The organism is Acidicapsa ligni (genome assembly GCF_025685655.1).
Classification (GTDB): Bacteria; Acidobacteriota; Terriglobia; order Terriglobales; family Acidobacteriaceae; genus Acidicapsa; species Acidicapsa ligni.
On sequence record NZ_JAGSYG010000004.1, the window covers coordinates 508,334 to 533,006 of the forward strand.

The 24,673-nt window shown below is 53.5% G+C and carries 17 protein-coding genes and 1 riboswitch; of the genes, 9 read left to right on the forward strand and 8 right to left on the reverse strand.

The window, feature by feature from the left end; translation table 11 throughout:
* The first annotated feature begins 39 nt into the window (after positions 1–39).
* Positions 40–1,212: a pyridoxal phosphate-dependent aminotransferase gene (locus OHL19_RS16380; protein ID WP_263358812.1), complete on the forward strand. Its 1,173-nt coding sequence runs from the start codon at positions 40–42 to the stop codon at positions 1,210–1,212.
* 32 nt (positions 1,213–1,244) lie between these two features.
* Here the strand turns inward: OHL19_RS16380 and OHL19_RS16385 are convergent, their stop codons facing one another.
* The gene (locus OHL19_RS16385; protein WP_263358814.1) at positions 1,245–2,372 is read right to left on the reverse strand and encodes an FUSC family protein; all 1,128 of its coding nucleotides are present in this window, start codon (positions 2,370–2,372) and stop codon (positions 1,245–1,247) included.
* A gap of 337 nt (positions 2,373–2,709) precedes the next feature.
* Between OHL19_RS16385 and OHL19_RS16390 the strand changes: the two genes are divergently transcribed.
* Genes OHL19_RS16390 through queD form a run of 4 tightly spaced genes read left to right on the forward strand, consistent with a single transcriptional unit; the run spans position 2,710 to position 5,580 of the window.
* Positions 2,710–3,537, forward strand: coding sequence for a hypothetical protein (locus OHL19_RS16390; protein WP_263358815.1), 828 nt, complete (start codon positions 2,710–2,712; stop codon positions 3,535–3,537).
* 60 nt (positions 3,538–3,597) lie between these two features.
* Positions 3,598–4,575 (forward strand): 2-hydroxyacid dehydrogenase, encoded by a 978-nt coding sequence (locus tag OHL19_RS16395; protein WP_263358816.1) that lies wholly within the window; start codon positions 3,598–3,600, stop codon positions 4,573–4,575.
* 7 nt (positions 4,576–4,582) lie between these two features.
* A complete protein-coding gene (gene queE, locus OHL19_RS16400) occupies positions 4,583–5,218 on the forward strand; it encodes a 7-carboxy-7-deazaguanine synthase (protein WP_263358817.1) in 636 nt (211 codons plus the stop codon).
* A gap of 5 nt (positions 5,219–5,223) precedes the next feature.
* A complete protein-coding gene (queD, locus tag OHL19_RS16405) occupies positions 5,224–5,580 on the forward strand; it encodes a 6-carboxytetrahydropterin synthase QueD (protein ID WP_263358818.1) in 357 nt (118 codons plus the stop codon).
* A 75-nt stretch (positions 5,581–5,655) separates the two neighbouring features.
* On the opposite strand, the gene OHL19_RS16410 is transcribed toward queD, so the two are convergent.
* From OHL19_RS16410 to OHL19_RS16420, 3 genes are all read right to left on the reverse strand, one after another.
* Positions 5,656–7,941 (reverse strand): TonB-dependent siderophore receptor, encoded by a 2,286-nt coding sequence (locus OHL19_RS16410; RefSeq protein WP_263358819.1) that lies wholly within the window; start codon positions 7,939–7,941, stop codon positions 5,656–5,658.
* Positions 7,942–8,004: 63 nt separating this feature from the next.
* Positions 8,005–8,101: riboswitch (TPP riboswitch) on the reverse strand.
* A 78-nt stretch (positions 8,102–8,179) separates the two neighbouring features.
* Positions 8,180–8,743: an HD domain-containing protein gene (locus OHL19_RS16415; RefSeq protein ID WP_263358820.1), complete on the reverse strand. Its 564-nt coding sequence runs from the start codon at positions 8,741–8,743 to the stop codon at positions 8,180–8,182.
* Complete coding sequence (locus OHL19_RS16420; protein WP_263358821.1) at positions 8,744–10,159, reverse strand: MFS transporter; 1,416 nt, start codon at positions 10,157–10,159, stop codon at positions 8,744–8,746.
* A 405-nt stretch (positions 10,160–10,564) separates the two neighbouring features.
* Between OHL19_RS16420 and OHL19_RS16425 the strand changes: the two genes are divergently transcribed.
* Positions 10,565–12,577 carry a copper amine oxidase gene (locus tag OHL19_RS16425; RefSeq protein WP_263358822.1) on the forward strand — a complete coding sequence of 671 codons (2,013 nt, stop codon included), beginning with the start codon at positions 10,565–10,567 and terminating at the stop codon, positions 12,575–12,577.
* A 261-nt stretch (positions 12,578–12,838) separates the two neighbouring features.
* On the forward strand, positions 12,839–16,288 hold the full coding sequence (locus tag OHL19_RS16430) for a TonB-dependent receptor (protein WP_263358823.1): 3,450 nt from the start codon (positions 12,839–12,841) through the stop codon (positions 16,286–16,288).
* Between the two features lie 95 nt (positions 16,289–16,383).
* On the opposite strand, the gene OHL19_RS16435 is transcribed toward OHL19_RS16430, so the two are convergent.
* From OHL19_RS16435 to OHL19_RS16450, 4 genes are all read right to left on the reverse strand, one after another.
* Complete coding sequence (locus OHL19_RS16435) at positions 16,384–18,228, reverse strand: CRTAC1 family protein (RefSeq protein ID WP_396126794.1); 1,845 nt, start codon at positions 18,226–18,228, stop codon at positions 16,384–16,386.
* 71 nt (positions 18,229–18,299) lie between these two features.
* Positions 18,300–18,857, reverse strand: a complete 558-nt coding sequence (locus OHL19_RS16440; protein WP_263358827.1) for a hypothetical protein — start codon at positions 18,855–18,857, stop codon at positions 18,300–18,302.
* The gene (locus tag OHL19_RS16445) at positions 18,854–19,504 is read right to left on the reverse strand and encodes a response regulator (protein WP_263358828.1); all 651 of its coding nucleotides are present in this window, start codon (positions 19,502–19,504) and stop codon (positions 18,854–18,856) included. The genes OHL19_RS16440 and OHL19_RS16445 overlap by 4 nt, the downstream gene beginning before the upstream one ends.
* Complete coding sequence (locus OHL19_RS16450; RefSeq protein ID WP_263358829.1) at positions 19,501–22,797, reverse strand: sensor histidine kinase; 3,297 nt, start codon at positions 22,795–22,797, stop codon at positions 19,501–19,503. The genes OHL19_RS16445 and OHL19_RS16450 overlap by 4 nt, the downstream gene beginning before the upstream one ends.
* Before the next feature lie 630 nt (positions 22,798–23,427).
* On the opposite strand from OHL19_RS16450, the gene OHL19_RS16455 reads away from it, so the two are divergent.
* Positions 23,428–23,862 (forward strand): CDGSH iron-sulfur domain-containing protein, encoded by a 435-nt coding sequence (locus tag OHL19_RS16455; protein ID WP_263358830.1) that lies wholly within the window; start codon positions 23,428–23,430, stop codon positions 23,860–23,862.
* 14 nt (positions 23,863–23,876) lie between these two features.
* Positions 23,877–24,671 (forward strand): 3-oxoadipate enol-lactonase, encoded by a 795-nt coding sequence (pcaD, locus tag OHL19_RS16460; RefSeq protein WP_263358831.1) that lies wholly within the window; start codon positions 23,877–23,879, stop codon positions 24,669–24,671.
* The last annotated feature ends 2 nt before the right edge of the window (positions 24,672–24,673 follow it).

Here is a 24,673-nt window from a genome sequence, read left to right on the forward strand (position 1 = left end):
TATTCTGAGACGGGCATTCATAGGAAGGTAAGAATTGATATGAGTACCAAGGCAAGTGGAATCCGTCTGGCGAAACGTCTGGACGAAGTGGGTTTCTCTGACATCGTTCAGATTCGCAATAAGGCGATGGCGCTTCGTGCTGCCGGAAACAAGATACACGCGTTGCATGGGGGGGAGCCATATTTTGAGACGCCTGCATCGATCAAGTACGCGGCAATTCAGGCTCTAATTGAAAACCAGACACACTACGCGCCTTCCTCCGGTATTCTGCCGTTGCGTGAAGCGCTTGCGGCGAAGCTTACCTCAAGGAACGGCATCCCAACATCGCCGGACCAGGTGATCGCGACTGTGGGTGGCACGCAAGCTCTCTACGGAGCATTCCAGAGCGTTCTCGATCCAGGGGATGATGCGCTGGTCTTCTCACCTTATTGGACGCCCATCGGCGATCTTATCCGCGGTACACAGGCGCGGCCATTACTGGTGCCGACCTCAATGGCGCGACGGAATGGCGTTCGTTCGACGCTGGAGCAGTTTTCTACGCCGAATACGCGGGTGGTCTACTACAACACTCCACAGAATCCCAGTGGTGTTGTGTTCACGCGAGCGGAGGCGGAAGAGGTTGCGGCTTTTGCTCTTGAGCGCGATCTGATCGTGGTTGCAGATGAAGCGTACGAAGATCTGGTTTACGACGGAAAGCACTTTTCGATTGCATCTTTACCGGGAATGGCCGAGCGCACGATTAGCTGCTTCACTTTTTCCAAGACCTATGCCATGACCGGCTGGCGAGGGGGCTACGCTGTGGCACACGAGCCTTTTATGTCGGCATTGCGAAAGATTGTTCTGTATTCCACCAACGGTGTGCCTACGCCTGTGCAGTATGCCATGGTGGCTGCACTGAAGACGCCGCAATCGGAGTTGGATGAGCGGCTTGTCGGCTACCGCCAACGGCGCGATTTGCTAGTCGCTGGACTCAATGATGTAGGCATGGAGTGCGAGCCTCCCGCGGGTGCTTTTTATGCTTTTCCGAATGCGGAGAAGATTCACAAAAACAGCCGTACTGCAGCGGAGATTTTGCTTGATAAAGCCCACATCGTTACGATTCCCGGATCCGCATTCGGGGCACAGGGCGAGGGGCATCTGCGCTTCGGGTATGCAATCACAGTTGAGGAAATCGAAGACGCGGTTTCAGCTCTCAAGAAGTTTCTATCCTGACCTTGTGTGACGGATGGGCAATAGTCTAAAAACTATTGCCCTTTCTCCACGGCTTCGCCGGTATCAATTCGCGACGCTCTCAGTAATTGGGCCAGCTGCTTAAGATGAAGTTGGACTGCGTATGCGCGCAGGATTTCTGCCTCAGGGAACTTAAAGCTGGTTGGGCGGATGGATGTCATCTTCGCTTCAAGAGCGGCGATTGAATCTTTCAGAAAAAGTTTGGTGGGCGCATCGAACTTCCATTGATGAATGCACTTCGCCACGTACTGAAAGCCCTGATGGATATCTGTGGCGAGTTTGCCCAACTCAGGCTCCAGGTGGGCCGCATACGCATCGCCTTTACTGTCTTGAACGGCGAGTTCCAGCGCATGGAGTGAATCCTCCAATGTGCGCCCAAACTGATACAGCAGTGAAAGTCCTTCAAGGGATGCCGGGCCACTGGAGGGTTCATTGCGTGCTGCGTCCAGCAATTGACCGTTCGCAAGCACCAGAACTCCCAACTCCTCACGTATCTTCGGCAGATGTTCGGAAGGCATACCGCGAAAGCCCTGGAGCACGGCCTCGAAGACCGATCCCATCAGCAGATATTCCTGAGCAAGACCGTCACGAAGGCGAGTGCGAGCCCGATCGGGGAGAACGAGTGCGGAGATTCCCAGCGCAACGACAATCCCCAGCAATACCTCAAGCACACGATGGAGTGGAAGTATCCAATTCGAGCCGGTTCTATGGACCAACATGAGAATGGTGACGGTTACCCCGGCGAGCCTGGAGCTATTTTTCAATCCCAGCAGGCTGCATGTCACCATTGCTGCTATTACCGCCAGCAGATAGACCCAGAGTCCTTCCCCCAGGAATGAGAACACCGCTCCAAAAGCTGCCCCGATCAGCGTCCCGATTAAACGGTCGCGTGAAGCCGATACGGTGGAACCCACATTGGATTGCAATACGATGATGGCACTAATCGAGCCCCAGTAGCCGTCCTGCAGGTGTGCAAGAGTGGCCAGCCAATAACAAAGCCCCGCTGCGAGCGCCGTCTTTACCGCTGTCAGCAGCATTGAGCGCTTCTCGTAGGTAAAAAAACCTGTCTCCTTTGGACCGCTCAGGTGAAGTTTGGCGGACAACACTTCCTGGGACCATGTTTTGCGCGGCGAGATCTGCATAAAGAGGGAAAGCTCTCGTTTCTATCTTGATTAGAGAATTAGAGCATTTTTCTCATGGAGGTGATCCAACGGAAATTCGCTTTAAGGATGTATTTCCCTGAAGGCCATAGAAACGGCTGGTAACCGATTGCGCCGCCGGAAAAATCTCAATTGCCTGAAAATGAGGTTAATTCGCTCTGTGCGCGGCTATTGGAGCTCAGAAAACGATTTATAACGGCTGGCACAGTATAGAGTAGTCAAGTTAAAGCATTGTTTTAGCTACCTTTTGGGTTCCTCGCGAATCCAATCAATAATTAGAACCTCGTCTTTGTACGATTGCAAGGAGTGCCGCCTTTCTATGTCTTTTCCTCGAATGCTTTTCTATACGACTTTTTTCGCCGGGCTATGTCTGGTCGGCAACGCTGCAACGCCTATCAATAGCGCGTTTGTTTCCAACAATGCTGCTGCGATTCCATCTTCTCCAGTGATGGTTCTCAGCGATAGTTCCTCGGCAGATAACGCGCTCCCCGATGCTCCTCAGGCGCAAACCAGCACCGCTCCCAATGCGTCTTCGGGTACGGCCGCGGACGGCGGTCTCAAGCAGACCAAGCGAATTCTCTTCATTATTCCGAATTTTCGCTCGGTTTCCGCCGATGCCAAATTGCCTCCGCTAACACCAAAGGATAAGTTGAAGTTGTTTTTTTCCGACACTTTCGATTATTCCAGCTTCATCGAGGTAGCTCTTCTTGCCGGGGTTTCCGATTGGCACAAGTCTGAGCCGGAATTCGGGCATGGCGCTGTGGCTTATGGACGCTATTACTGGCATGGTCTGGCTGATACGACAGACGGAAACCTGATGACAGAGTTCATTGTGCCGGTTGCCGCACACGAGGATCCTCGCTACTACACACTGGGCCACGGCGGCGTGGTGAAGCGCACGGTCTACTCAGTCTCCCGCCTGGTGATTACCCGCAGCGATAACGGCCATCCTACGCCTAACCTGGCCGAAATCGTCGGCAACGGAGCATCTTCCGGCATATCGAACTTCTATTACCCCAGAAGCGATCGGGATTGGACCAAGACCGGCCAGCGTTGGGTTCTGCAGGTGGGAATAGACGGAGTTGCAAATCTTGTGAAAGAGTTCTGGCCGGATATCAACGACAAGCTATTTCACGGCAAAGAATGACGGTTAGTATGCGGGGTAGCGAACACGGTAGCATGGAATAAAGGAACGGAAGAATCCGACATGCTCAAAGTTGGCTATCCTGCATCACTCTCCGCTGATCTACTCCAGCTCTTTCCCCCTGGAATTGAGCTGGTTTCCATCCCTTCCCATCCTTCGAGTGAAATCCACGTCGATTTTTGGATTCCTCCACCGGACTCTGTGCCGCGATTGTGGCCATATCTGCGGGGCGTCAAGACAGCGCAGACAATGACGGCGGGCACGGAATGGCTGAGCAAATTGGTCGGCCCTGAGGTGACTATTTGCAATGCCCAGGGCGCGCATAGCATCTCCACTGCGGAGTGGACGGTGAGTGCGATTCTCGCAATGCTGAAATACTTTCCGCTGTATCGCGATCTGCAGCGTGCTGCGGATTGGTCAGGCCGCAGGCAGGCCAGCAAGGCTTATTCCACGATTCACGGCGATGACCGGCCGCAATTTCCACCGGTACTCCAGGAAGAGCTTTTCGGCAAGCGCGTTTTGATCGTCGGTTATGGTGATATCGGCAAAACCATTGAGAGGATGCTCGGCGTCTTTGGTGTTGAGGTGACGCGGGTTGCCCGTAGCGCTCGTACCTCTCCGATGGTGCATCCTGTTCAAGAACTCGACGCACTTTTGCCCAATGCGGATATCGTCATTCTTATTTTGCCTCTAACGCCGGAGTCTCACGGTTTGATCGGCGCTAAGCAAATCGCATTGATGCCTAAGGGATCGTTGTTGGTCAATGCTGCACGTGGGCCTGTTTTGCAGACAGACGCATTGGTGGAAGCGCTGAATGCAGGCCGCATTCGTGCTGCCATCGACGTTACTGATCCAGAGCCATTACCCGCAGAGCATCCACTATGGCAATGCCCGAATCTGCTGTTGACACCCCATGTTGCCGGCTCAACGCCAGAGTTCAGTCCGCACGCAATCAGCATTGCAGCAGATCAGGTTCGCCGATTGCTCAATGGTCAACCGTTGATAAATGTCGTCCAGAAAGGTTCTGCTTCAGGGATTTAGGTATTCGATGAGTTATGCAGTAAAGGAAGTTTTTTATACATTGCAGGGCGAAGGCACGCATGCAGGCCGCGCGGCCGTTTTTTGCCGCTTCGCCGGATGCAATCTATGGACGGGTCGCGAGAGTGATCGAGCAGCAGCGGTTTGCAAATTTTGCGATACAGATTTTGTCGGAGTTGATGGGCCTGACGGAGGGAAGTTCGAGACTGCGGCGGATTTAGCGAATCGCATCGATGCAACCTGGCCACGCAATTCAGCAGGCAAAAAGTTTGTTGTGTGCACAGGTGGCGAGCCGCTTCTGCAATTGGATAAGCCGTTAATTGATGCATTGCATGAACGTAATTTTGAAATAGCTATTGAGACCAATGGTACGATTGCTGCTCCTGATGGTATTGATTGGATCTGCGTCAGCCCCAAGGCGGATGCCACATTGATTCAGACCAGGGGAGATGAGTTGAAGCTGGTGTTTCCGCAGGCAGGAGCATCGCCGGATAAGTATGAGCAACTGGAGTTCCGGCATTTCTTTTTGCAACCGATGGACGGGCCGGATCAGAAAATTCACGTGGAGCAGGCATTGCGGTTCTGCCTGGAACACCCAGCCTGGCGATTGAGTTTGCAGACACACAAACTTGTTGGGATTCGATAAACGTCATGGAGATATTCAAGTCATTCACGATTGAAGCTGCGCATCGGTTGCCCAATGTACCGCCGGGGCATAAGTGCAGCCGTCTGCATGGTCATAGTTTTCGGATCGAGATATATGTGCAGGGGCCAGTCGACCCACAACTTGGCTGGGTAATGGACTTCAGCGATATCAAGGAAGCATTCAAACCTGTGGAGGATCGACTCGACCATCATTACCTGAACGAGATAGAAGGACTGGAGAATCCGACCAGCGAAAATCTCGCGCGGTGGATATGGAAAGAGTTATATCCTGCACTGCCAAAGTTGAGTAAAGTTGCCGTGCAGGAAACCTGCAATTCCGGCTGCATTTATACCGGCGATTAGTGGATGAAATAAAAGGGGATGAGCGTTGACTCATCCCCCTAGCCATTTACATGGTTGTATTTCCATTGATTGAAGTTAGAAGTTATAGTGTGCCGAGAGCCTTACAGTTGCAGGCGCTCCAAGGTGAATAAACGTATCTCCCAGGCTGGCTCCCGTATCTTTCCAATAGCGCTTGTTGAGGATGTTATCCGCATAGAGGCGAAATGTAACATGGCTTTGCTCTCCGCCTGGCGAGTAACGCGCGCCTAGATTGAAAAGATTATAGCCACCCACACTGACAACATCGTCACGCGTGGCCTCCTTGCGTCCGGTATAACTCCAGCCGGGCAATAAGTGAAGATCGGCCAGATCAAATCCGGTGCGCCGCAATACGCGTGTGTGCGGCAGTGAAACATCGGCAAAAAAAGCCGTCTTGATACGAGGCTCGTTGATCACCTGCTTATCATCGAATGTCGGCGTTCCTGTCTCGTCTGAAGTAGCAAGGGTGCCTGCGGCAGTAGCGGAAAGACGCAGCCAGCTGGCAGCTTTCCCCTGGGCACCCAGTTCAATCCCATCATGGGTCTCGCGGCCCTGGGACTCGAAGCATTCGCCCGGTTCATCCGTCGTTACAGTGCAAAAGGCATCGGATGTATCGACAACCTTGGGGTAAAAAAACGGTGTGCGCATTCGGAAGAACGCTGTCGTCAGCAGGATGCGATCATTTGGCTCATACTTCGCGCCAACTTCAGCCTGTCGCGTGAAAAATGGAGCAAGAAATGCGTTTCCATTCAGAGCCCAGAAAGGTGCTTGCGGCCCGAGCGATAGCATCACGCTATAGTTGCCGTAAAGCGTCATGTTAGTAACAGGCGTATAAGTCGCAGAGTACTGCGGCAGCCACGTTCCCCGGGATCCAGTGTAGTTAAAGTCATTCACGGATGCATAGCGCCCTCCGGCAGTAACTTGAACCCTTCCTGGCAGCGTCACCCTATCCTGCAGGATGCCGGAAGACTGGTGATTGAAGTCGGAAAGCGTAGATGGTCCTGCGTGCTGAACCGGGCTTTCAATCGGATACAGGATGTTCGGCTGGAAGATATTTTCAACGCCCAGCGGGGTATATACGACCGTGGGGGAGAGATCGACTGAGCGGTGAAAAATGGAACCGCCAAAGGTCAAGTTATGTGTCACAGATCCGTTTCGGATTTGACCGCTACTGATAATCTCTCCGATTGCATCGATGCGCAGTTCTCCGGGGCTTCGATAGTCGTAAATTTCATAGCTTCCATCCGAACAGAAAAAGTAAATCGGCGCGCATAGCGGCGTCATAAGATCGCTTGCCAGCGCAGCGCCGTAGGGATAAATAACATTATCGTCGATTAATGAATGGCTGTAGCTTCCAGCCATGTAAGTATGCCAGTTGCGAGTTACATTCAAATCCAGTCTTGAGTTAGCGTTGAACGCGTCGAAAATATTCGGCTTCGACCATGGTTGATCACCGAGCATCACGGAAGGGAAGACCTGATTCAGGCTGGGAACGATTGTTCCGCCGAGTAACTGATAGCCGGCCACTGATCGCTCGCGCTTGTGTTGATATTCAAAGTCGGTCTTGAGCATAGCAACATCGGATATCTTCCAATCCGACGCCAGAGCCCCGACGCCTCGCCAGCCATTGGCGCTTTCCACATAGGTATGAATGTCTTCGCCCGCCATGTTGGCGCGCACTCCGTATTGCTTTCTGTGTCCGAATAACTGCCCAATATCGAGCGCCGCATAGGCTGTTCCGCGATGATCCGTGGCAAGATCAAAGGCCTTTACCAATGCTGGACGCTTCGTAACATAGTTGATCAGGCCGCCTGCAGTGGTGATTCCGCTCTCTACTCCAGCAATGCCTTTCAGAAACTCGACACGTTCCTTGTTTTCAAGCGGTACATCCTGCTCTCCGGCAATGACCAGGCCGTTGATCTGCAAGCCTGTGGCGAGATCGATAGCGAAGCCACGAATTTGAAAGTCGCCATAGTAGCCCACCGGGGCATAGTCTTCGCCGATCGATGCGTCATTTTTGACCACATCTGAAAGTAAGCGCGAGAACTGATCTGTCATTAAGTCACGCGTCACGACCGTTGCCGAGACGGGCGTATTCAGCAGAGGAAGTCCATCAAAATTGCCGACAGAGAGGCTCTTCGGCAGATAATCATCGCTGACTTTTTCCTGCACAACGACAGTCGTGGTCACAGGCTGAACTTTGCCTGCCTGGGACTGGCTTGTATCGGGTACAGATGTCTGCTCCTGCGCGAAGGCGAATGAGCCAGAAGTCGCAATGCAGAGCATGATTGTGAGAAGGAAGCGTGTCTGGCGTGGAGATGTGGCTACTGAAGCTGCGTACATGGTTTCCCCTTGAATCCAACTACGAAACAAGAGGTGCTCACGCGACAGCAGTCCATACGCATGGATTGCGTTTCGGAAACTTCCCACGCCGGTATTATCCGGTTCGGGTCCAAAGGGTTTTTCTCAGCCCCGCATTTGCGAAGCACCCCTGTTTCTATTCACTAAGCTATAACACTTCGCCAAATTCTGCACGGCGAATGTTGCACATCGTGAGGAGGGACGTTTTCGACGATATAACTTACTGCCACATTGCCTTGATTTGCGGTAGATAGGTTGAGGCTTGGGGAACGGCGAGTGCGGGGATTTTAGCTTCGTCGTCCCAATGGCGCAATGTGATGGCATCCTGCGCGAAGGGAGTAGCAACAAATGCAACAGCTTCGGCTTCCGACATGGGGCCACCCTGCAATCCGAGACTTAAGAGTGAAGACGGAGAAAGTGCATTGAGGTAGGCCGGATCAACATGGCAGAGATATCGTTTAGCCGCTACGTGCATGCGAATCGGCTCTGTAACGGATAGTGGCAGATGCGCGGAGAGTATCTGATTCGCGAGTTCCTCATGCCTCGTGTCGAGGCCGTCAACTGCGGCATCTTCCCCTTTGTGATGTAACAGGTGGCCTACATCGTGTAGCAGCGCGGCAACAATCAGCGAATTGGCACTCGCAGCTTCGCGAGCAAAGAATGCAGCTTGCGGGCAGTGCTCCAACACTGTAACCGGCTCTCCGAAATAAGAGTCGCCACCGCGCGATGAAAGTAATTGAACCAATAGTTCCGGAGAATCAATTGTGGATGTTGTCTCTATCATCTAACTTATTCCCTTCAAAACAGCGAGTTCTTTGAGCCTGGCCTGGGCTTCGCGTCTTTGGCTGATAGCCAATACCAACGCTACGATTGCGGTGAGCAGGCAGATGAAAGCCAGCGCGACAAAGGCTCTGCGCCAGCCATAATTTACCGTGATGCGCGCCATCGTATCGCCGGAGAGAACGCCCGCCAGATAACCGACGCCATCAATGATGCCGGCAGCCGTTGCGCTTCCCTTATCGCCGCCAAAATCCATCGACATCGCTCCAGCCAGGTATGAATAAGGCCCCATCAAAAGAAAGCCAATGAGCGTCACGATCCCGACAGGAATCCAGGGATTCACATTGCCGGGGATCTGCGCCAGCAGGAAGAGACAGATAGTGCCCGAAGCAAGTCCACCAAAGAGAACGAGACTACGGCCATTGAGTCCAAGTTTGTCGCTCAGGAAACCGGCGAGGAGCACAGAGACTCCTCCGAAGAGAGGGAAGAGCGCGCTGCGGCTGGCGGCATCGGCGTTGGAGAGCCCGACGTAGGCAGAAAAGTAAGTCGGAGTCCACAGGTTAAACGTCTCGCGCAGCAGCGTGGTACCCAACGAGAGCAGGCAGACCATCCAAAAGAAGCGGCTTGAAAGCAGGGGACGCAGGATCGCAAGCAGGCCGGGAGATTTGTTGTCGGCTGGATTGGTATCTTTCTGCTTCAGATCCCTGGCAGCGTAGACGTTCAATGGGTTCGTCAGCGGAGCCGGTAGACCGCGCTCCTGCGGCGTCTCGCGCAGGAGAAGCAGATTGGCCAGGAACAGCAGGGACAGCAGCCCTGCGCCGGTAAAGAAGATGCCACGCCAGCCCATGCCTGCCCCAAGCAGCAATGCCATGGTTTCTCGCGCCGCGGCATCGCCGAATAGAAAACTCAGGCTGAGGACTGCCATGACTGTTCCGTAGATGGAGTAGGAAAACCAGCGCGACGAAACCTTGACCAAGCCGACCCAGCCAGAGGATTGAAAAAGCCGGTTGCCGATCCATGCAAAGGTGAAGATCGGAAATCCTCCCCCCATCGCAAACAGGATGGTAAAGAGAACCGATCCGATCATCCCGGCCAGAAAGTTGTTCCGCCCTCCAAAAAGATCGGCCAGCGAGCCGGAAACAAATTTGCCGATGGCGTATGCCAGCACTCCGGCGGAGGCCATAAAGCCTAGCCGCACCTGCGCCACATTGGCCGGAATACCGTGGTGTCCTAAATCTTGAATCAAGAGCGGAAGGACCACGGAAAGGTCCGAGCGGCAAAAGTAGTAACCGGAGTAACCAAGGACGAGCAGCGAGATCGTAAGCAGGTGCCAGCGTGTAAATCGCGCAGGCTCAGGAACCACTTCCGGTACGTGCAGAGTTGTGGATGAAGCGGAGCTATCTTCCTGATTGGATGTCATTTGTGCCTGAAGTACGGGGGTATGTGATTCTTCACCATTGTATTTTGTGCCTGGAAGAATCACGGGGTGTGGGACGCCAATTATGGCATCGCGCTTCCCTTGTTTTACTGTCCATTATCAGAATTAACAAACAATTCTTGACTTGAGGTGAAAAGTATCGGATAAATGGAGAAATTTCCCTACAGGGAATTTTCCCTGCAACGCACTTTCAGCGGATTTGTGAAACGGACTCGGCCACCAGGCTTTCTCCAAAGGGTACTCTCAATCTTCGCAGTGCAACTTCTTTAGGTTTCGTTCCATGCAAGCGGCAGGCTTCCCTTTATTTCTTTCAGGGGTTCCTGCCCAGAAGTGTCTTTTCATCGCCAAGGGGCCAAATAGTGGGCCCAAATTCTTCGGAGGTAATACGTGGTATTTCGTCGTTGTCTGTTTGCATTTGCTCTTCTGATGCTTATTTTTACGCCATGTTTCGCGTTGCAACCCACGGTGAATCATCCACTCGATGCATTGACGCCGGAGGAATATTGGAAAGCCTATAACGTTCTTCGAGATGCTGGAAAACTGGAAGAGAAGACGGTCTTTTCAAGCATTCTGCTGCGCGAACCACCAAAATCCGAGGTGCTCGCGTGGACACCGGGAATGCCGATCGTGCGCAAAGTGGATGCAGTGCTTTTGACGGAAGGTAAGTCATACGCGGCTGTCATCGACATCAGCGCGGGTAAGCTGGATTCCTATGTCCAGCTTAAGAAGGAGCAGGCCCCGGTTACAGAGTCCGAAATGCATGGCTACGACGACGTGCTCAAGAAAGATCCGCGTATTCTGGAGGCCCTGAAGAAGCGCGATATCACCGATCTTCGCCTGGTGACCTGCTATGTCACACCAGCGGGTCATGTCGCTCTCCCAGAGCAGACTGAGGGCCGTCGCATCGGTTGGGGTGGCTGCACCTATTCCTCTGGAGCGAAATATAGCTGGGACAGGGAGATTCCCGGCATCTTCTTTGTCGTCGATATGAACGAGAAGAAAATCACGCGCTTTTCCGATTACGGCGCTGTTCCTATGCCCGCAACGACGAGCATCTATGACGCGGATGGTGGTCCCGCGCGCGAGGGAACCAAGCCTCTCCTGACCTCACAGCCTGACGGTCCCAGCTTCTCCATCAAGGATGGAGAGATTAGCTGGCAGAACTGGCACTTCCGCTTCCGCCTGGATCCCCGTGTCGGCCCTGTGATCAATCTTGTGAGCTATGAGGACGGGGGCAAGCGAAGGTCTGTTCTGTATGAGGGCGGACTTTCGGAGATGTACGTTCCCTACCAGGACCCGGAAGAGACATGGAGCTCGCATGTCTTCCTGGATGCTGGGGAATACTTCATCAACACTGGTTCCGGCGGTATCATCAAGCCGTTGCAGGCGGGTATTGATTGCCCGACTTACGCGACCTTCTTCAGCGGAACTTTCTTCCACGAGAATGGTGCGCCCTACATCCGTCCGCAGCTTGCATGCATGTTTGAGCGGGTAACTGGCGATCCGGCATGGCGTCACTGGGATGAAGAAACCTATGCAGTCTCAGGAAGGCCCATGCGCGAGCTTGTCTTCCGTACTGTGGCCACGGTTGGCAACTACGACTATCTCTTTGATTGGCGTTTCGAGCAGGACGCATCCATCACTGTTGGCATCGGTGCCACGGGCATCCTGGAAGTAAAAGCAGTCAAGGATCAGAGAGCAGATGGTGAACTCTCGGCAGGGCTGGCAGCAAAAGACACGGACGGCAAGGAGGTTCAGTTCGGGCAACTGGTAGCGCCAGGTACGGATGGCGTGGACCACGACCACTACTTCAGCTATCGGCTCGATCTGGATGTGGATGGCGTCAATAACAGTCTTATGGTCGATAAGCTGGTGCCGTATAAACTTCCTGACTCCACGCCGGGACGTCATTGGATCTGGGCCATGAAGCCGGAGATGATCAAGACCGAAGGGGATGCTAAGTTCAATGTCTCTATCGAGCATCCTGCGATGTGGCGCTTTGCCAATGAGAACGTGAAGAACTCACTAGGGCAGAACACCAGCTTCGAGATCATGCCAGGCGAGACGGGCATCAGCCTGTTGCCGCCTACCGAGTGGCCGCAGAAGCGTGCTGGCTTTTCAGAGCACAATCTTTGGGTCACACCTTACGACCCCAATGAGCGCTATGTCTCTGGCGTGTATCTGATGGGGAGCAAGGGCGAAGACGGACTGACGGAGTGGGTCAAGAAGAACCGCAATATCATGAACACCGATATTGTCGCCTGGTACACCGTGGGCTTCCACCATGTACCGCGACCGGAAGATTGGCCGCAGATGCCCACGATGTGGCATACCTTTTCTCTGCGACCGTTTCAGTTCCTGCCTAAGAATCCAACGATGGATCTCCCCTTGGTCCCGTAGGGCTGTATCGCCGACTAGCGCGTAATACCAGGTAAAGAAAATCAACCGGGCTTTGATCAACAGGTCATAGCCCGGAAAGAAAAGCTTACGAACTGAAGCTCAGTCCGGAGAGTTGGCCGGAACTGTCTTTAGTTCGCGAGGTGGGGATATCCCTATCTCGAAATGAACCGCATTTACTCCATTAAGTGAGGTCAAAGCATGAGATTTTTTCTTTCCATACTGCGGTCGCTTTCTCATTCTCCTTCATTTCGGCTTCGTCTTGTGTCGCTAGTGTTACTGGTTGCAGTGGCGCCCGGAGTTTATGCCCAGTCAACTTATGGAACAATTCTCGGAACCGTGCATGACTCTTCGGGTGCGTCTGTGCCGGGAGCAAAAGTAATTTTGCTCAATACCGGCACCGCTGCCCAGCGTGTTGTGGCGAGCGATGCGAGTGGCAACTTCACGTTCAGCAATATCGACGTTGGAACTTACAGCATCACGATTACGGCTGCGGGTTTCGAAAAATATGTATCGCCTGGAGTTTCGCTGACTGCGCGTGAGTCACGACGTCTTGATCCTATGCTGCAGCTCGGTGCTGAAAATCAGACCGTAACAGTGGTCGCACAGGCTCAGAATGTCATTACTACAGAAGTATCCAACCTGGCCGAAACTAAAGTTGGCGAGGAGTTGGTCAGCCTTCCAGTAGCTATTTACTCGCGCTCTACCGGATCAACCAGCCCTATTTCAACTTTGACTACAGAGGCCGGCGTTCAAACGGATGATAGCGGCAATCTCTCAGTTATGGGCACAACGCCAGCGCTACTGAGTGTCACTGTAGATGGCATCAGCAGTGTAGGCGTTGAATACTCTGGCCCGATCAACGAAATGTTTCCTTCGTTCAATTCCATCGAAGAAATTCGGGTGAGTGAGTCCAACAATAATGCTGAATTTTCAGGTGTCGCCGATATTACGACCATTTCCAAGGCGGGCACCAACAAGTATCACGGCGGAGTCTTTGAAAATATCGAGAACACTGTCTTTAACGCCGGAGACCCTTTCACTGGAGAGACGCCGAAGATCGTGATGAACGATTTTGGTGGAACACTCGGTGGGCCGATGACTATTCCTCACCTCTACCAAGGGAAGGATCGTACGTTCTTTTTCATAAGTTATGAAGGGCTGCGTCTTCCTCGTGAGACGCCAATCGTTGCCAGTGTTCCAACGCTTGCCATGCGCGGTAATGGAACAGGATTCGCCGATCTGACCAGCTATCTGCAAGGGCAGGGAATCACCAATATCTATCAGCCAGACGGGATTACTCCGGTCGATCCAAGTCGCGTTCCCATCAATCCAATCTCAGCTAATATGCTGAAATACCTGATGCCAGCGCCGAATTACGGGTCGGCCGATTCTTACGTGAATAACTTCCGCGAAAACTTTCCATCGCCTATTTCCACGAATCAGGGAGACGTTCGGCTGGACCATACGATCTCGCAGAAGCAGTCGGTCTTCGCACGATTCTCTTATAAAAATCGCCAGGTTACGTCCGCTCCTGACACGACCTGTACATACAGTTTCTGCCAATCAGCGGGTAGTCCTTTGCAGGGCGCGTACAACATTCCTGAGATTGATGAGGGCTTGACCTTCGCGCATAACTACGTTTTTACGCCAAAGTTGCTGAACGAGTTTCGTGGCGGATTCAATGCGCAGCATACTTCAACAAATCAGAGCTACAGCACCAGCCAACTACTGCAGCAGACCGGATTGTCTGTACCCCAGCCAAATCTCGATTGGGCTGAAGCGCCGCAACTGATCATCAACGGATTCATGGCTACCGGTGGCGGCAACCCCACTGTGCAACGCAGCCAGATTGTGCAGTTGCTCGATAATGTGACGTGGACTAAAGGGCATCATACCTTCAAGTTTGGGGGAGATTGGAAGCGGCTGACCGACTTCGACACCAACGTTTTCGGTAACTACAGCAGCGGCTGGTATGTCTTCGACGGTTCTTCCGATGTGGGCGCCAATATTGGCGAACCCTATACATCCTTTCTTCAAGGCTTTCCGGATTATACGGAGGCGGCCACAATCAATAAGTCGGAGATGGATGGTGTGGGATATTCGTATGCCGTCTTTGCACAGGACGATTGGAAAGTGACTTCGAACCTCACGCTGAATCTTGGTCTGCGCTGGGAACTTCATCCGCCATTGAAGGAAATCCAATACAACACCGCCTTCTTTCTGCCGGACTATTCTGGCGCTGGTACAGACGGTTCTCCTGTGACAGGCGCAGTTGTAGTCCCTAACGCTAAGGCCATTGGCTTTGAGTCGAACGATTTTATCAACGCCATTGCGCCTACGCCAACATTAACAGCGAAGCAGGCTGGCCTTCCTGAAACGTTGCGTTATACGGACAAGCATGACTGGGGCCCTCGTCTTGGCTTCGCATGGCGTCCATACGGCAATGACAAGACGGTTGTCCGGGGTGGGTGGGGTAGATTTATCGAGACGCCTCTGGGTTTCTCACTTGTTTCAGGATGGGCTGTTTCGGCCAGTTATGTCGGTGTCTTCAACCAGGATTTTCAAGCGGACGGTGTAACTCCGCAGCTATCTTTCAGTAATCCATTTCCTCCGCAGACTCCTGGCAGCGCTACTGGAACCGCTGGTTTCTACTATGCTTTTCCGATTCACTACAAAGATCCTTCCGTACAGCAATGGAACCTCACGGTGGAGCAGGACCTGGGTCATGGAATAGGCATGAGGCTTTCATATACGGCCAACCACGGCACGAATCTTGAGACGATGGTGGATCTGAATCAGGTTCCAGCAAATACAACTGGTTATTACAATAATGAGTCGTCAGCAAGCTCAAATGAATGCATCACCGATGGCGGGTTGACCGTTGCGGATCATCGTCCCTATCCATGTTGGAGCGTTATTCAAAGCGTGGAAAATCTCGCCGAGAGCAACTACAACAGCGGAACAGTGGAGGTGTCGCGGCACAGCGGTAAGGGGCTGACCTTCAATGCCAGCTATGTTTTTACTCGTGATATCTCCGATGCCGCGGGAGCTACACCTGCTGGCTTCGTTAGTTCAGGTGGTAACTTCCTTACGGATCGCTTCCATCCCGGTCTCGATTACGGCAACGTAGCTTACGATCGCAGACATCGCTTCCTTGCCACTTATCTCTATGATCTTCCCTTTGGCAAAGGGCAGCGTTGGCTAAGTACCGGTTCGGCATTGAATGCGATGGTAGGAGATTGGCACTTAGGCGGTGTCACCGTGCTTCAGAGTGGGCCATTCCTCACTCCATATCAGGCCACGAGCGACCCTGCGGGAACGAACATCCTCACTACTGTGGGCCAGACTCATGCTGATATCGTGCCTGGTCAATCCCTTTATGCCACGCACCGCAACATCAATCAGTGGCTGAATCCCAACGCTTATGCGATACCCGCGGCCAATCGTGGCTACTTCGGTACAGCTTCTGTCGGCAGTGTGGTGGGGCCAGGCACAGATGTCTTTTCGCTTTCGCTGCGCAAGGATCTGGCGATTGGGGAGCGCGCAAGATTCGAGTTCTCCGCTGAAGCTGCCAACGTATTCAATCACCGTAACTATGAGCCGCCCAATATGCAGTTGGATTCCGGAGCATTCGGTGCAATCCCTGAATTGCAGACAGCAGAAGGTGCAGGTCCACGCAATCTACAACTCACAGGACGTATTACATTCTGATTCAATGGAAGCCAAATAGAATGCCCCGAAGATGGATATCTTCGGGGCATTCTATTTGCCGATAGCGAATTCATCGCAATAGAAAAAGTGCGAATCTATTGCCCGCTGCCTTCAGTCAATGTCACGATGCGGTCAACGCCGGATGTCGTGAACTTCTCCACCTTGCCGCTGGGCCAGTGAACTTCGATTGCTTCAACAGAGGTTGCGGCACCAAGGCCGAAGTGCGGACGTTGGTCGTTCGATGAAATATAGCTTCCTCCGCTGATTACATCTGCTCGTTGCCGCACGTTATTCGCAGTCACATACGCTGTGGCGCCGATAGCGTCACGAGGACTTTCAGCCTTTGTCGCAGTCTTGCCACTGCCGATGAGTTTCAACTCCAGCCAGTGGTTGTGGTCAGGGTTAACATTGCGCAGCAGTACGGGATGATGATCTTCGACGTTGACAACTGCGTCCAGCTTGCCGTCGTTGAAGAGATCGCCGACAGCCATGCCTCGTGCAGCCATCACGACTGCCAGACCCGTTCCTTCAACTGCAGGCATGGTCTCGAATTTTTTCCCGGCAATGTTGTGAAAAAGCAGTGGGCGCTGTGCCCATGTTGTTCCCCACGGATGCTGATCTACCTGCGGATAGACGTGGCCATTGACGGCCAGCAGATCCTTCCAGCCATCATTGTCATAGTCGATAAATGCATCGCCCCAACCGAGGAAGGGAACTGAGACTTCGGCGATTCCAAGCTGATAACTGATGTCAGTAAAGTTGGCATCGCCCTCATTGTGATAGAGCGGCTTATAGTCATCAGAAAAGGTAGTGTTATAGATGTCCAACTGGCCATTGTTTTCGTAGTCACCCACGGCGATGCCCATCGATGCGGTTTCGCGTCCCGCTTCGTTCAGTGCATAGCCAGAGGCATAACTAACATCTTCAAATGTGCCATCTCCTTTATTCAGGTAAAGATAGTTTGGCGTTGAGTCGTTGCCGACCAGCAGGTCCGGTTTTCCATCGTTATTAATGTCGACAAAGACGGCGCTCAGCCCGTAGTATCCAGGCTCATCCGCCACTCCGGCTTTGAGGCTAACATCGGTAAACGTGCCGTCTCCATTGTTATGGAAAAGATGGTCTGGCTCGCCTTTCAATCCGTGTGGGCCGCAGTTCACAGGCTCGCCGCGAAAGGAGCAGAAGGCAAACGAAACACCGTTGGTACCGCCAACAGGCAGATTGTCACGATCGAAATGAACATAGCCTGAGACGAAAAGATCCAGGCGGCCATCCCCGTCATAGTCTCCCCAGGTTGCTCCAGCAGACCAGTTGCCAAGAGTAACTCCGGCCTTTTCTGCGACGTCTGTAAAAGTCCCATTGTGGTTGTTGTGATAGAGGCGGTTCTTGCCATAGTTGGCCACGAAAATATCAGGCCAGCCATCATTGTCGTAATCCGCGATAGCCACTCCAAATCCCCACCGGCCATTCGTCACGCCAGCCTTTTCTGCGACGTCTGTAAAAGTCCCATCATGATTGTTATGAAACAGCGCAGCGTGGGGCGGTTCTTCCTTGCCATCGAGCGCCTTGAATGTAGAGCCGCTCACGAAATAGATATCCAGCCATCCATCATTGTCGTAGTCAATCAGGCCTACGCCGGAGCCATTCGTTTCCAGAATAAATTTCTTATCCGTATCGCCCATGCGGTGGGTCCAGTGCGTAAGGCCGGCTTTTTCTGAAGCGTCCTCGAAAACGACAGGGCCACTTGAAACGAAGCCGCCAGCGGTGATTGGGCGTTGATGGCTGTCAAGTTGAATGGGGTGCGGAGAGCCCTCCGTCGATTTGCTGGTGCTCTGTCCTGTTGATCCAGGCGCGCTACTGCCGCCTTGGCAGAGCATGGCGGAAGGCAATAAGGTGCAGGCCAGAAGACCCAATGCAATGTAAGAACCGGAAGCCGAAAGCATGCCTGCCAGTGTACGGCGGCAGGCTGAGATGGGGATCGACCGGAAGGCGGAGATATGCATGACGTGTCCTATCAATTTTTTGAGCTACTTTCTTCTTGCAATTCGTAGGGAATGCCGAACCGCCCAATCTGGATGAGGGGTCTCTCGTTCGGTGGCCATATACGGAGTGACTCCACGCGGCTATTGCCTGGGATGCGATGCGCTTCCGCACTGCCTAACAATTTTCCGGTAAGCGCTTCGTGCAGGTGGAGACTAAGCGCATCCCCATCACGTTGCCATCCGAAAACGTACTCGCCCGGCGATAGATGGATGCTGCCAATGCGCATCGGCGATTGAACGACGAGATAGTGCGAATACTTGCCGTCAGCCGAGTAACCGGCGGTGATCAACACTACGCCTGCAATGTAATGTCCCCTGCCATCGGTGATGCCGCTGGCAGTGCGCATTTCGGTTTCGATATGTTCCTTTTCAACTGGAGCCCGCGCCGGCAGTAGCGCCGCCAGCTCAGCGTCGGTTGCCTGTCGCCAGGTATTCCTTTCGGCAAATCCCACTGCGGCTATTGCCGCGTTCATAATGAGCAGGGTAATAAACGCTCTCAATATCGCTCTGGAGCTGTGACGCAACTTCATAAACGAATATCTCCCAGCGACTCAAGCTGTACGAGACCACGCTGGATTGCCGCTGTTGCAGCCTGCGTTCGATCGGTAACGCCGAGTTTGCCCAGCAGGCTGTTGATGTGAGTCTTCACCGTCGCCTCTGAGATATCCAGTTCTACGCCAATCTCCTTGTTACTTTTACCGCGAACAATCTGCTCCAGTACATCCTGTTCACGATGTGTAAGCTGTTCCGTGCTCATGCGCTCGGCGAGCTTCTGCGCGATCACTGGCGGTATGCACGACTTGCCTGCGTGAACGGATCGAATGGTGGAGATCAGCACTTCTACAGTCATACCTTTCAGAAGATATGCGCGTGCTCCGGCTTGTAGCGCACGATAGATATCTTCATCTCCATCGAACGTGGTGAGTACGATGAAGCGTGCGTGTGCATGATTCGCTCGTACGCGCTGGATCACATCAACGCCACTCATCTTCGGCAGGCGAAGATCAATCAGTGTAACGTCCGGATGCTTCGCGTCAAACTCCTTCATGGCCTCTATGCCGTCTGCGGCTTCGCCAACGACTTCAACTCCATCGACAACGCTGAGCAATGCTATAAGCCCCTGGCGGACGACGTGATGGTCTTCCACTACGAGAATACGAATCGGATTACTATTCACTGCTGCTCCTTTGCCTTACCTGAAACGGCTACATCTGAAACTGACTCTGAAGTTGAGTAAGCGTCATCGGGCGAAATCGCTGCTGACTGATCCCGGCTTCCCATAACAACCGCGGGAGCGGATACCTCAAGTCGAACGATGGCGCCTTTGCCCGGAGTGCTTACGATCTCGATGCGTCCCTGGATCAACTCTGCTCGTTCTTTCATCCCTGTCAATCCATAGTGACCAGGAGTTGAAACAAATCCGCCGTTCTCTTCAAGAACCGCGAAGCCCCTGCCATCGTCGGAGATGGACAACATCAGTGATCGTTGATCATAGTCGAGGCGAACGGTCATATGGCTCGCCCTCGCATGCTTTTTCACGTTATGGATTGCTTCCTGCGCAATGCGCAGGATCTCTTTTTCGTCATCGGGTGCGAGTGCACGATAGGCGCCATGCACTTCCAAGCCTGTCTCCAGTTCAGTGGATTTTGCTTGTTCAACAAGCCTTCGCAGACGGACAGGCAAAGTCTGTTCGCCAGTGTCGTGAGAACGGAGCGCCCAGATGGATTTGCGTGCGTCGTCCAGACCCTCGCGAACGTATCCTTGCGTCATATCGAGATGTTTCGCTGCGGCCTCTGTGCGATTATGACGCAGCAGCTCTCCGAGAACCTCTAACTGAACGGAGATCCCTACATATCCCTGCGCCAGCGTGTCGTGAATCTCGCGTGCGATGCGATTACGTTCAGCCATGACAGCTCTGAATTCCCGCTCTACTCGCCCCAGCCGCCTTCGGAAGATAAGCCGAAATGCGAGCCACACCAGCACGGCCGCGAACAGAATCAGCAGCGCGATGAACCAGGCTGTCTGATAAAGATGTGGGCGCAGCTCAAAGGAAAGCGTTGCTTCCGACGCGCCTCCATCGGGAAGGGCTGGGCGAAAATCACCAAAGCCGGCGCGCACACGGAAGCGATAATGCCCTGACGGAATATTGGTGTAGTACGCCGTTCGCCGCGTTCCAGCATCTGTCCACTTACGATCAAATCCATCGAGCATATACTGGTAACGAAGTTTCTGCGGAGACGCAAAACTTAGTCCGGAGTAGTCGAACTGAAATCGAAGATGCCCGGCTGCGATTTTGGTGAAGCTATTTTCGCTTTCCTTCTGATCATGTTCGTTTAGCCCCGGCACGTCCTGGTCATCGACGGCAAATCGTTCGATGGCCACCGGCGGAATGGGTGGATTGGCGGCGAAGTGCAATGGGTCCGCTATGATAACTCCGCGTGGCGTAGTGAACCATAGTTGCCCGTCGCGTGCACGACATGCCGTGGGGTGGCTGTTGCTGCTGGTTTCTCGCGTACGGAGTCCGTCTGCGGTGGTAAAGTTCGTGCTGTTTACACTGCAGTTTCCATGCTGCGCGCAGTCCAGTAGCGATTGTGTATTGGCACGCGTCAGCCCGGAATCAGACGCCAGCCATACATGCTCGCGGTTGTCCTGCAGCACCGCATGGATAGCTGCTGGAAGCTGACGATTCTTATCGCGAATAGGGTGAAAGCTGCTGCCATCCCATAGATTCAACCCACTTCCCTGGGTACCGATCCACAGCATCCCATCTGGAGCGACTTCAAGTGCAGTGATCACATTGCTGGAGAGGCCATCGGCCGTAGTGTAGTTACGAAGATGGCCTTTGTGCAGCCGGGTCAGTCCATTGAGCGTCGCAATCCATAGGTCGCCATCCGCAGTACGAGCCAGTGCGCCCACCAGGTCGCTTCCCAGTCCGTCGGACTGAGTAAAGGTCTTGAAATGATTCTCTGTTGGATAGCCCAGTTCGAGGTGTGTCAGCCCGCGCCGCGTACCAATCCACAACGAGTTATCAGGAGCGACCAACAACGAACGAATGAAGTCATCCGGCAGTCCATCCGCCGATGAAAAGCTGGTGAGAGTTTTTCCCTGAAGGCGATTCAACCCATCCGGAGTACCGACCCATAGATCGCCATTTGGAGAAGCAGCCACGGACAAGATCACATTACTGAACAGACCATTGGACGTGGTCAGATTGATCGTATGTCCCCCCGATCCCTTGGGAGGCAATCGGTTCAACCCACTCTCACGAGTGCCAATCCACAACACGCCATACATATCCTGGACGATGGCCGTCGTTGCGTCGGAGCTTAGTCCTTCACTGGCACCGATACTGCGAAAGCGCGAGTCGCGAAGGATATGCAGGCCCGCGTTTTCCGTACCCACCCAGATGTCACTCTCCCGATCCTCAAGGAAGGAAACAGCAGCATTGGATGCCAGAGGATCATTTGCGGGAAGCAACTGAATCTGTCCGTCGACGAACCGAGCCAGCCCATGATTGGTGCCGATCCAAAGACAGCCTTCACGATCGGGATAGATAGATTCAATACGCGTGCCGGGGAGCCTGTGACCCGTCGTGAACGGCCCCACAAGGCGATTATTTTGCACGAAGAGGATAGAGCTTTTACTGGCTACCGCGACACCGCCATTGGATAACCGCGCCAGAAAACTCACCCCGTCCAGGGGCAGCGCAGTCCGTGACAGAAGCATTGCAAGATTGCCCCTCGACTCCGAAAAAACACCTTCTGGCGTTGCCACCAGCACGTTGCCATTCGTATCTCCTGAGACTATGGATGCGCCACGGGATAACTCGGAATGCTGTGAGTGTTCTGAGAAGGAGTGCCAAAGTCCCTGGCGCAAAACGGCTGCGCCTACCGAGGTTGCAACCCACAGACCGCCTCGGCTATCCGAGGCTATGGATGTGATGGAGCCAGCAGGAAAGCCATTGCCGGATGGGATCGTTTCGAACTGTGCCGATTGATTCCTGTCGTCTATCTTTCCATTGGCTGCCGGATTCGTTTTCGGTTCTATCCAACGCGCCAGCCCTGATTCTGTCCAAATCCAGACTGTGCCATCCGAGGTTTGGGCCAGTCCTCGAATCGAAGCACTCGGCAATCCCTCGCTGTTCGTAAACAGGGTGGGCCGACCGTCTTTCCACCTCACCAGCCCATCCGCTGTGCCGATCCAGAGTGAACCATCTGCGGCGTCGAGCAGGCAGCGAATTTCGGCGTCAGGAAAGGATGGCGTTGTCGTACGATCCAAAATGCGAAAATTTGTTCCATCAAATCGCGCCAGGCCAAGTTCTGTCCCAACCCATAGAAAACCGCTGCGCGATTGCAGTAGAACGGGCACCGTATTTTCCGGCAGACCGTTTTCCATGCTCCATGCCTGCCGGCCAAAGTGAGCTAGTGGAGTTGCAGGTTGCAGGGCATTCCCTTCCGTCTCGTGAAGCATTCCCATTGCCAGTAGGGAAACCAAGAGCAAGCGGGGTTTGGACAAGCGGAATCGGGACAAGCGCGGCCATCGGAGCCTGAACGGTCCTGACTTGTGCAGCGGAGATGCCGATCGACCTGATGCCGCCCAAAGCGAGAAGTGCATACCATGCAATCCAACACGGACTGAGCCCGATATGCAACTGTTACAGGGGGCGAATCGAGTTGTTTCTGTAGGTATACGAGAAATTATCGAAATCTCCATCCAATGGTGGAGGCAAAACTCGCTCCTCGGACGCAAGACACGTCTCATTCCCAGTCTTACTCTGGATAAGTCTCTTAACCTTTTAGGCAGCCGCACATTTCGCATGCAGCTGCCTTTTTTCTTGCTATTTATTACGCTGCCCCTTCGCTGCTTACCTGCTCCGAGCTATCCCTCCTGGGATTGATTTTCAACTCATCCATCTGGCCCAAGACATGCCCTGTTATCTCTCATATTCTGAACTCGTCTCTTGACATCCGGGTAGCGGCCTTGCATGCCGCTACCCTTCTTTTTGGCAATTTTCCATCGTGGCTGCCCTGGAGCAGCACCAGACGCTGCATCTTATGCCCTCCCATGTGAGCAAGGTAGACTGGCAATGGAGGAACCACCTTGAGCGACACTGCCACACTGACCCCCCTTGTAAATGAAGCATTCACCGCACCCAATGGGCCACTGATTGCGACCGGAGAAATCCAGGTGGACACAGGTACGGGCACTCTAGAAACCAAGCCCCGGGCATCGCTTTGCCGTTGCGGCGCTTCTGCTAAAAAGCCATTTTGCGATGGCACACACCGTACCTCGGGGTGGGCAGATGCAGGAGAATCCGTCCCGGCAGAAAACATTGCCGAACTCACTGCCACTGGTCCAGTTGTATTCGTTCCGTTGCCCAATGGCCCGCTGCTTGCCAACGGCCCACTCGTGCTGCAGAATGCGCAGAAGCAGATCATTAATAAAACGACACAAACAGCACTCTGCCGCTGCGGAGCTTCCGCAAACAAACCCTACTGCGATGGCAGCCATGCTGCAATCGGCTTCCAGGGCTGAAGCAGGGAACTGTAATGGCATTTGCAGAGCTGCAATCAGAGAGAGGGCAAAGCGTCCGCATTCACTACCAGTTAATTGGGGACGCAAGCCTTCCTGTGCTCGTACTATCCCACTCTCTGGGCGTAGCGCTCGATATGTGGCAGCTGCAGGTTGCCGCGCTTCTGCCGCACTTCCGCCTGCTTCAATACGACACGCGCGGGCATGGTGGGTCTTCAGTCCCACCGGGCCCGTACGGAGTCGAAGATCTGGGCCCGGATGTTTTGGGTTTATTGGATGCTCTTCAAATTGAGACGTTCAGCTTTTGTGGATTGTCGATGGGCGGCGCCATCGGGCAATGGCTTGGTATTCATGCCTCAACCCGTTTGCAAAAACTGGTGTTGGCAAACACGGCTGCCCGCATTGGGCAGAAAGACATCTGGAATGCGCGCATCGCGCAAGTCTTGAGTGAAGGTCTTGGCCCCATTATTCCAGGTACCTTGGAGCGGTGGTTTACACGGCCGTTTCGTGACATGCATCCGGAGATAATTTCTCACACGGCTGATATGTTGCGGCAAACGAGTGTAGATGGTTATGCAGCCTGTTGTGCCGCTGTCCGCGATCTTGATCTACGCGCAACCATATGTCAGATCGCGACACCTACCCTGGTTATTTCAGGTGTGGAAGACCCCGTCACATCGCCGGCTGATGGTAAATTTCTCGCGGATCAAATTCGTGATGCACGATACGAAGTCCTGCAAGCGGCACACTTGTCGAACATAGAAGCCGCCAGCGAATTCAACTTCTGCCTGCTTGCTTTTCTACGAGATTAAAC

What these genes read in the sequence shown, in the direction of transcription:
- OHL19_RS16410 (WP_263358819.1), bottom strand. Translation starts at nt 7,941, where the DNA reads ATGTACGCAGCTTCAGTAGCCACATCTCCACGCCAGACACGCTTCCTT.
- OHL19_RS16385 (WP_263358814.1), bottom strand. Translation starts at nt 2,372, where the DNA reads ATGCAGATCTCGCCGCGCAAAACATGGTCCCAGGAAGTGTTGTCCGCC.
- OHL19_RS16435 (WP_396126794.1), bottom strand. Translation starts at nt 18,228, where the DNA reads ATGCTTTCGGCTTCCGGTTCTTACATTGCATTGGGTCTTCTGGCCTGC.
- queE (WP_263358817.1), top strand. Translation starts at nt 4,583, where the DNA reads ATGAGTTATGCAGTAAAGGAAGTTTTTTATACATTGCAGGGCGAAGGC.
- OHL19_RS16390 (WP_263358815.1), top strand. Translation starts at nt 2,710, where the DNA reads ATGTCTTTTCCTCGAATGCTTTTCTATACGACTTTTTTCGCCGGGCTA.
- OHL19_RS16420 (WP_263358821.1), bottom strand. Translation starts at nt 10,159, where the DNA reads ATGACATCCAATCAGGAAGATAGCTCCGCTTCATCCACAACTCTGCAC.
- OHL19_RS16450 (WP_263358829.1), bottom strand. Translation starts at nt 22,797, where the DNA reads ATGCTTCACGAGACGGAAGGGAATGCCCTGCAACCTGCAACTCCACTA.
- OHL19_RS16440 (WP_263358827.1), bottom strand. Translation starts at nt 18,857, where the DNA reads ATGAAGTTGCGTCACAGCTCCAGAGCGATATTGAGAGCGTTTATTACC.
- pcaD (WP_263358831.1), top strand. Translation starts at nt 23,877, where the DNA reads ATGGCATTTGCAGAGCTGCAATCAGAGAGAGGGCAAAGCGTCCGCATT.
- OHL19_RS16395 (WP_263358816.1), top strand. Translation starts at nt 3,598, where the DNA reads ATGCTCAAAGTTGGCTATCCTGCATCACTCTCCGCTGATCTACTCCAG.
- OHL19_RS16380 (WP_263358812.1), top strand. Translation starts at nt 40, where the DNA reads ATGAGTACCAAGGCAAGTGGAATCCGTCTGGCGAAACGTCTGGACGAA.
- OHL19_RS16415 (WP_263358820.1), bottom strand. Translation starts at nt 8,743, where the DNA reads ATGATAGAGACAACATCCACAATTGATTCTCCGGAACTATTGGTTCAA.
- queD (WP_263358818.1), top strand. Translation starts at nt 5,224, where the DNA reads ATGGAGATATTCAAGTCATTCACGATTGAAGCTGCGCATCGGTTGCCC.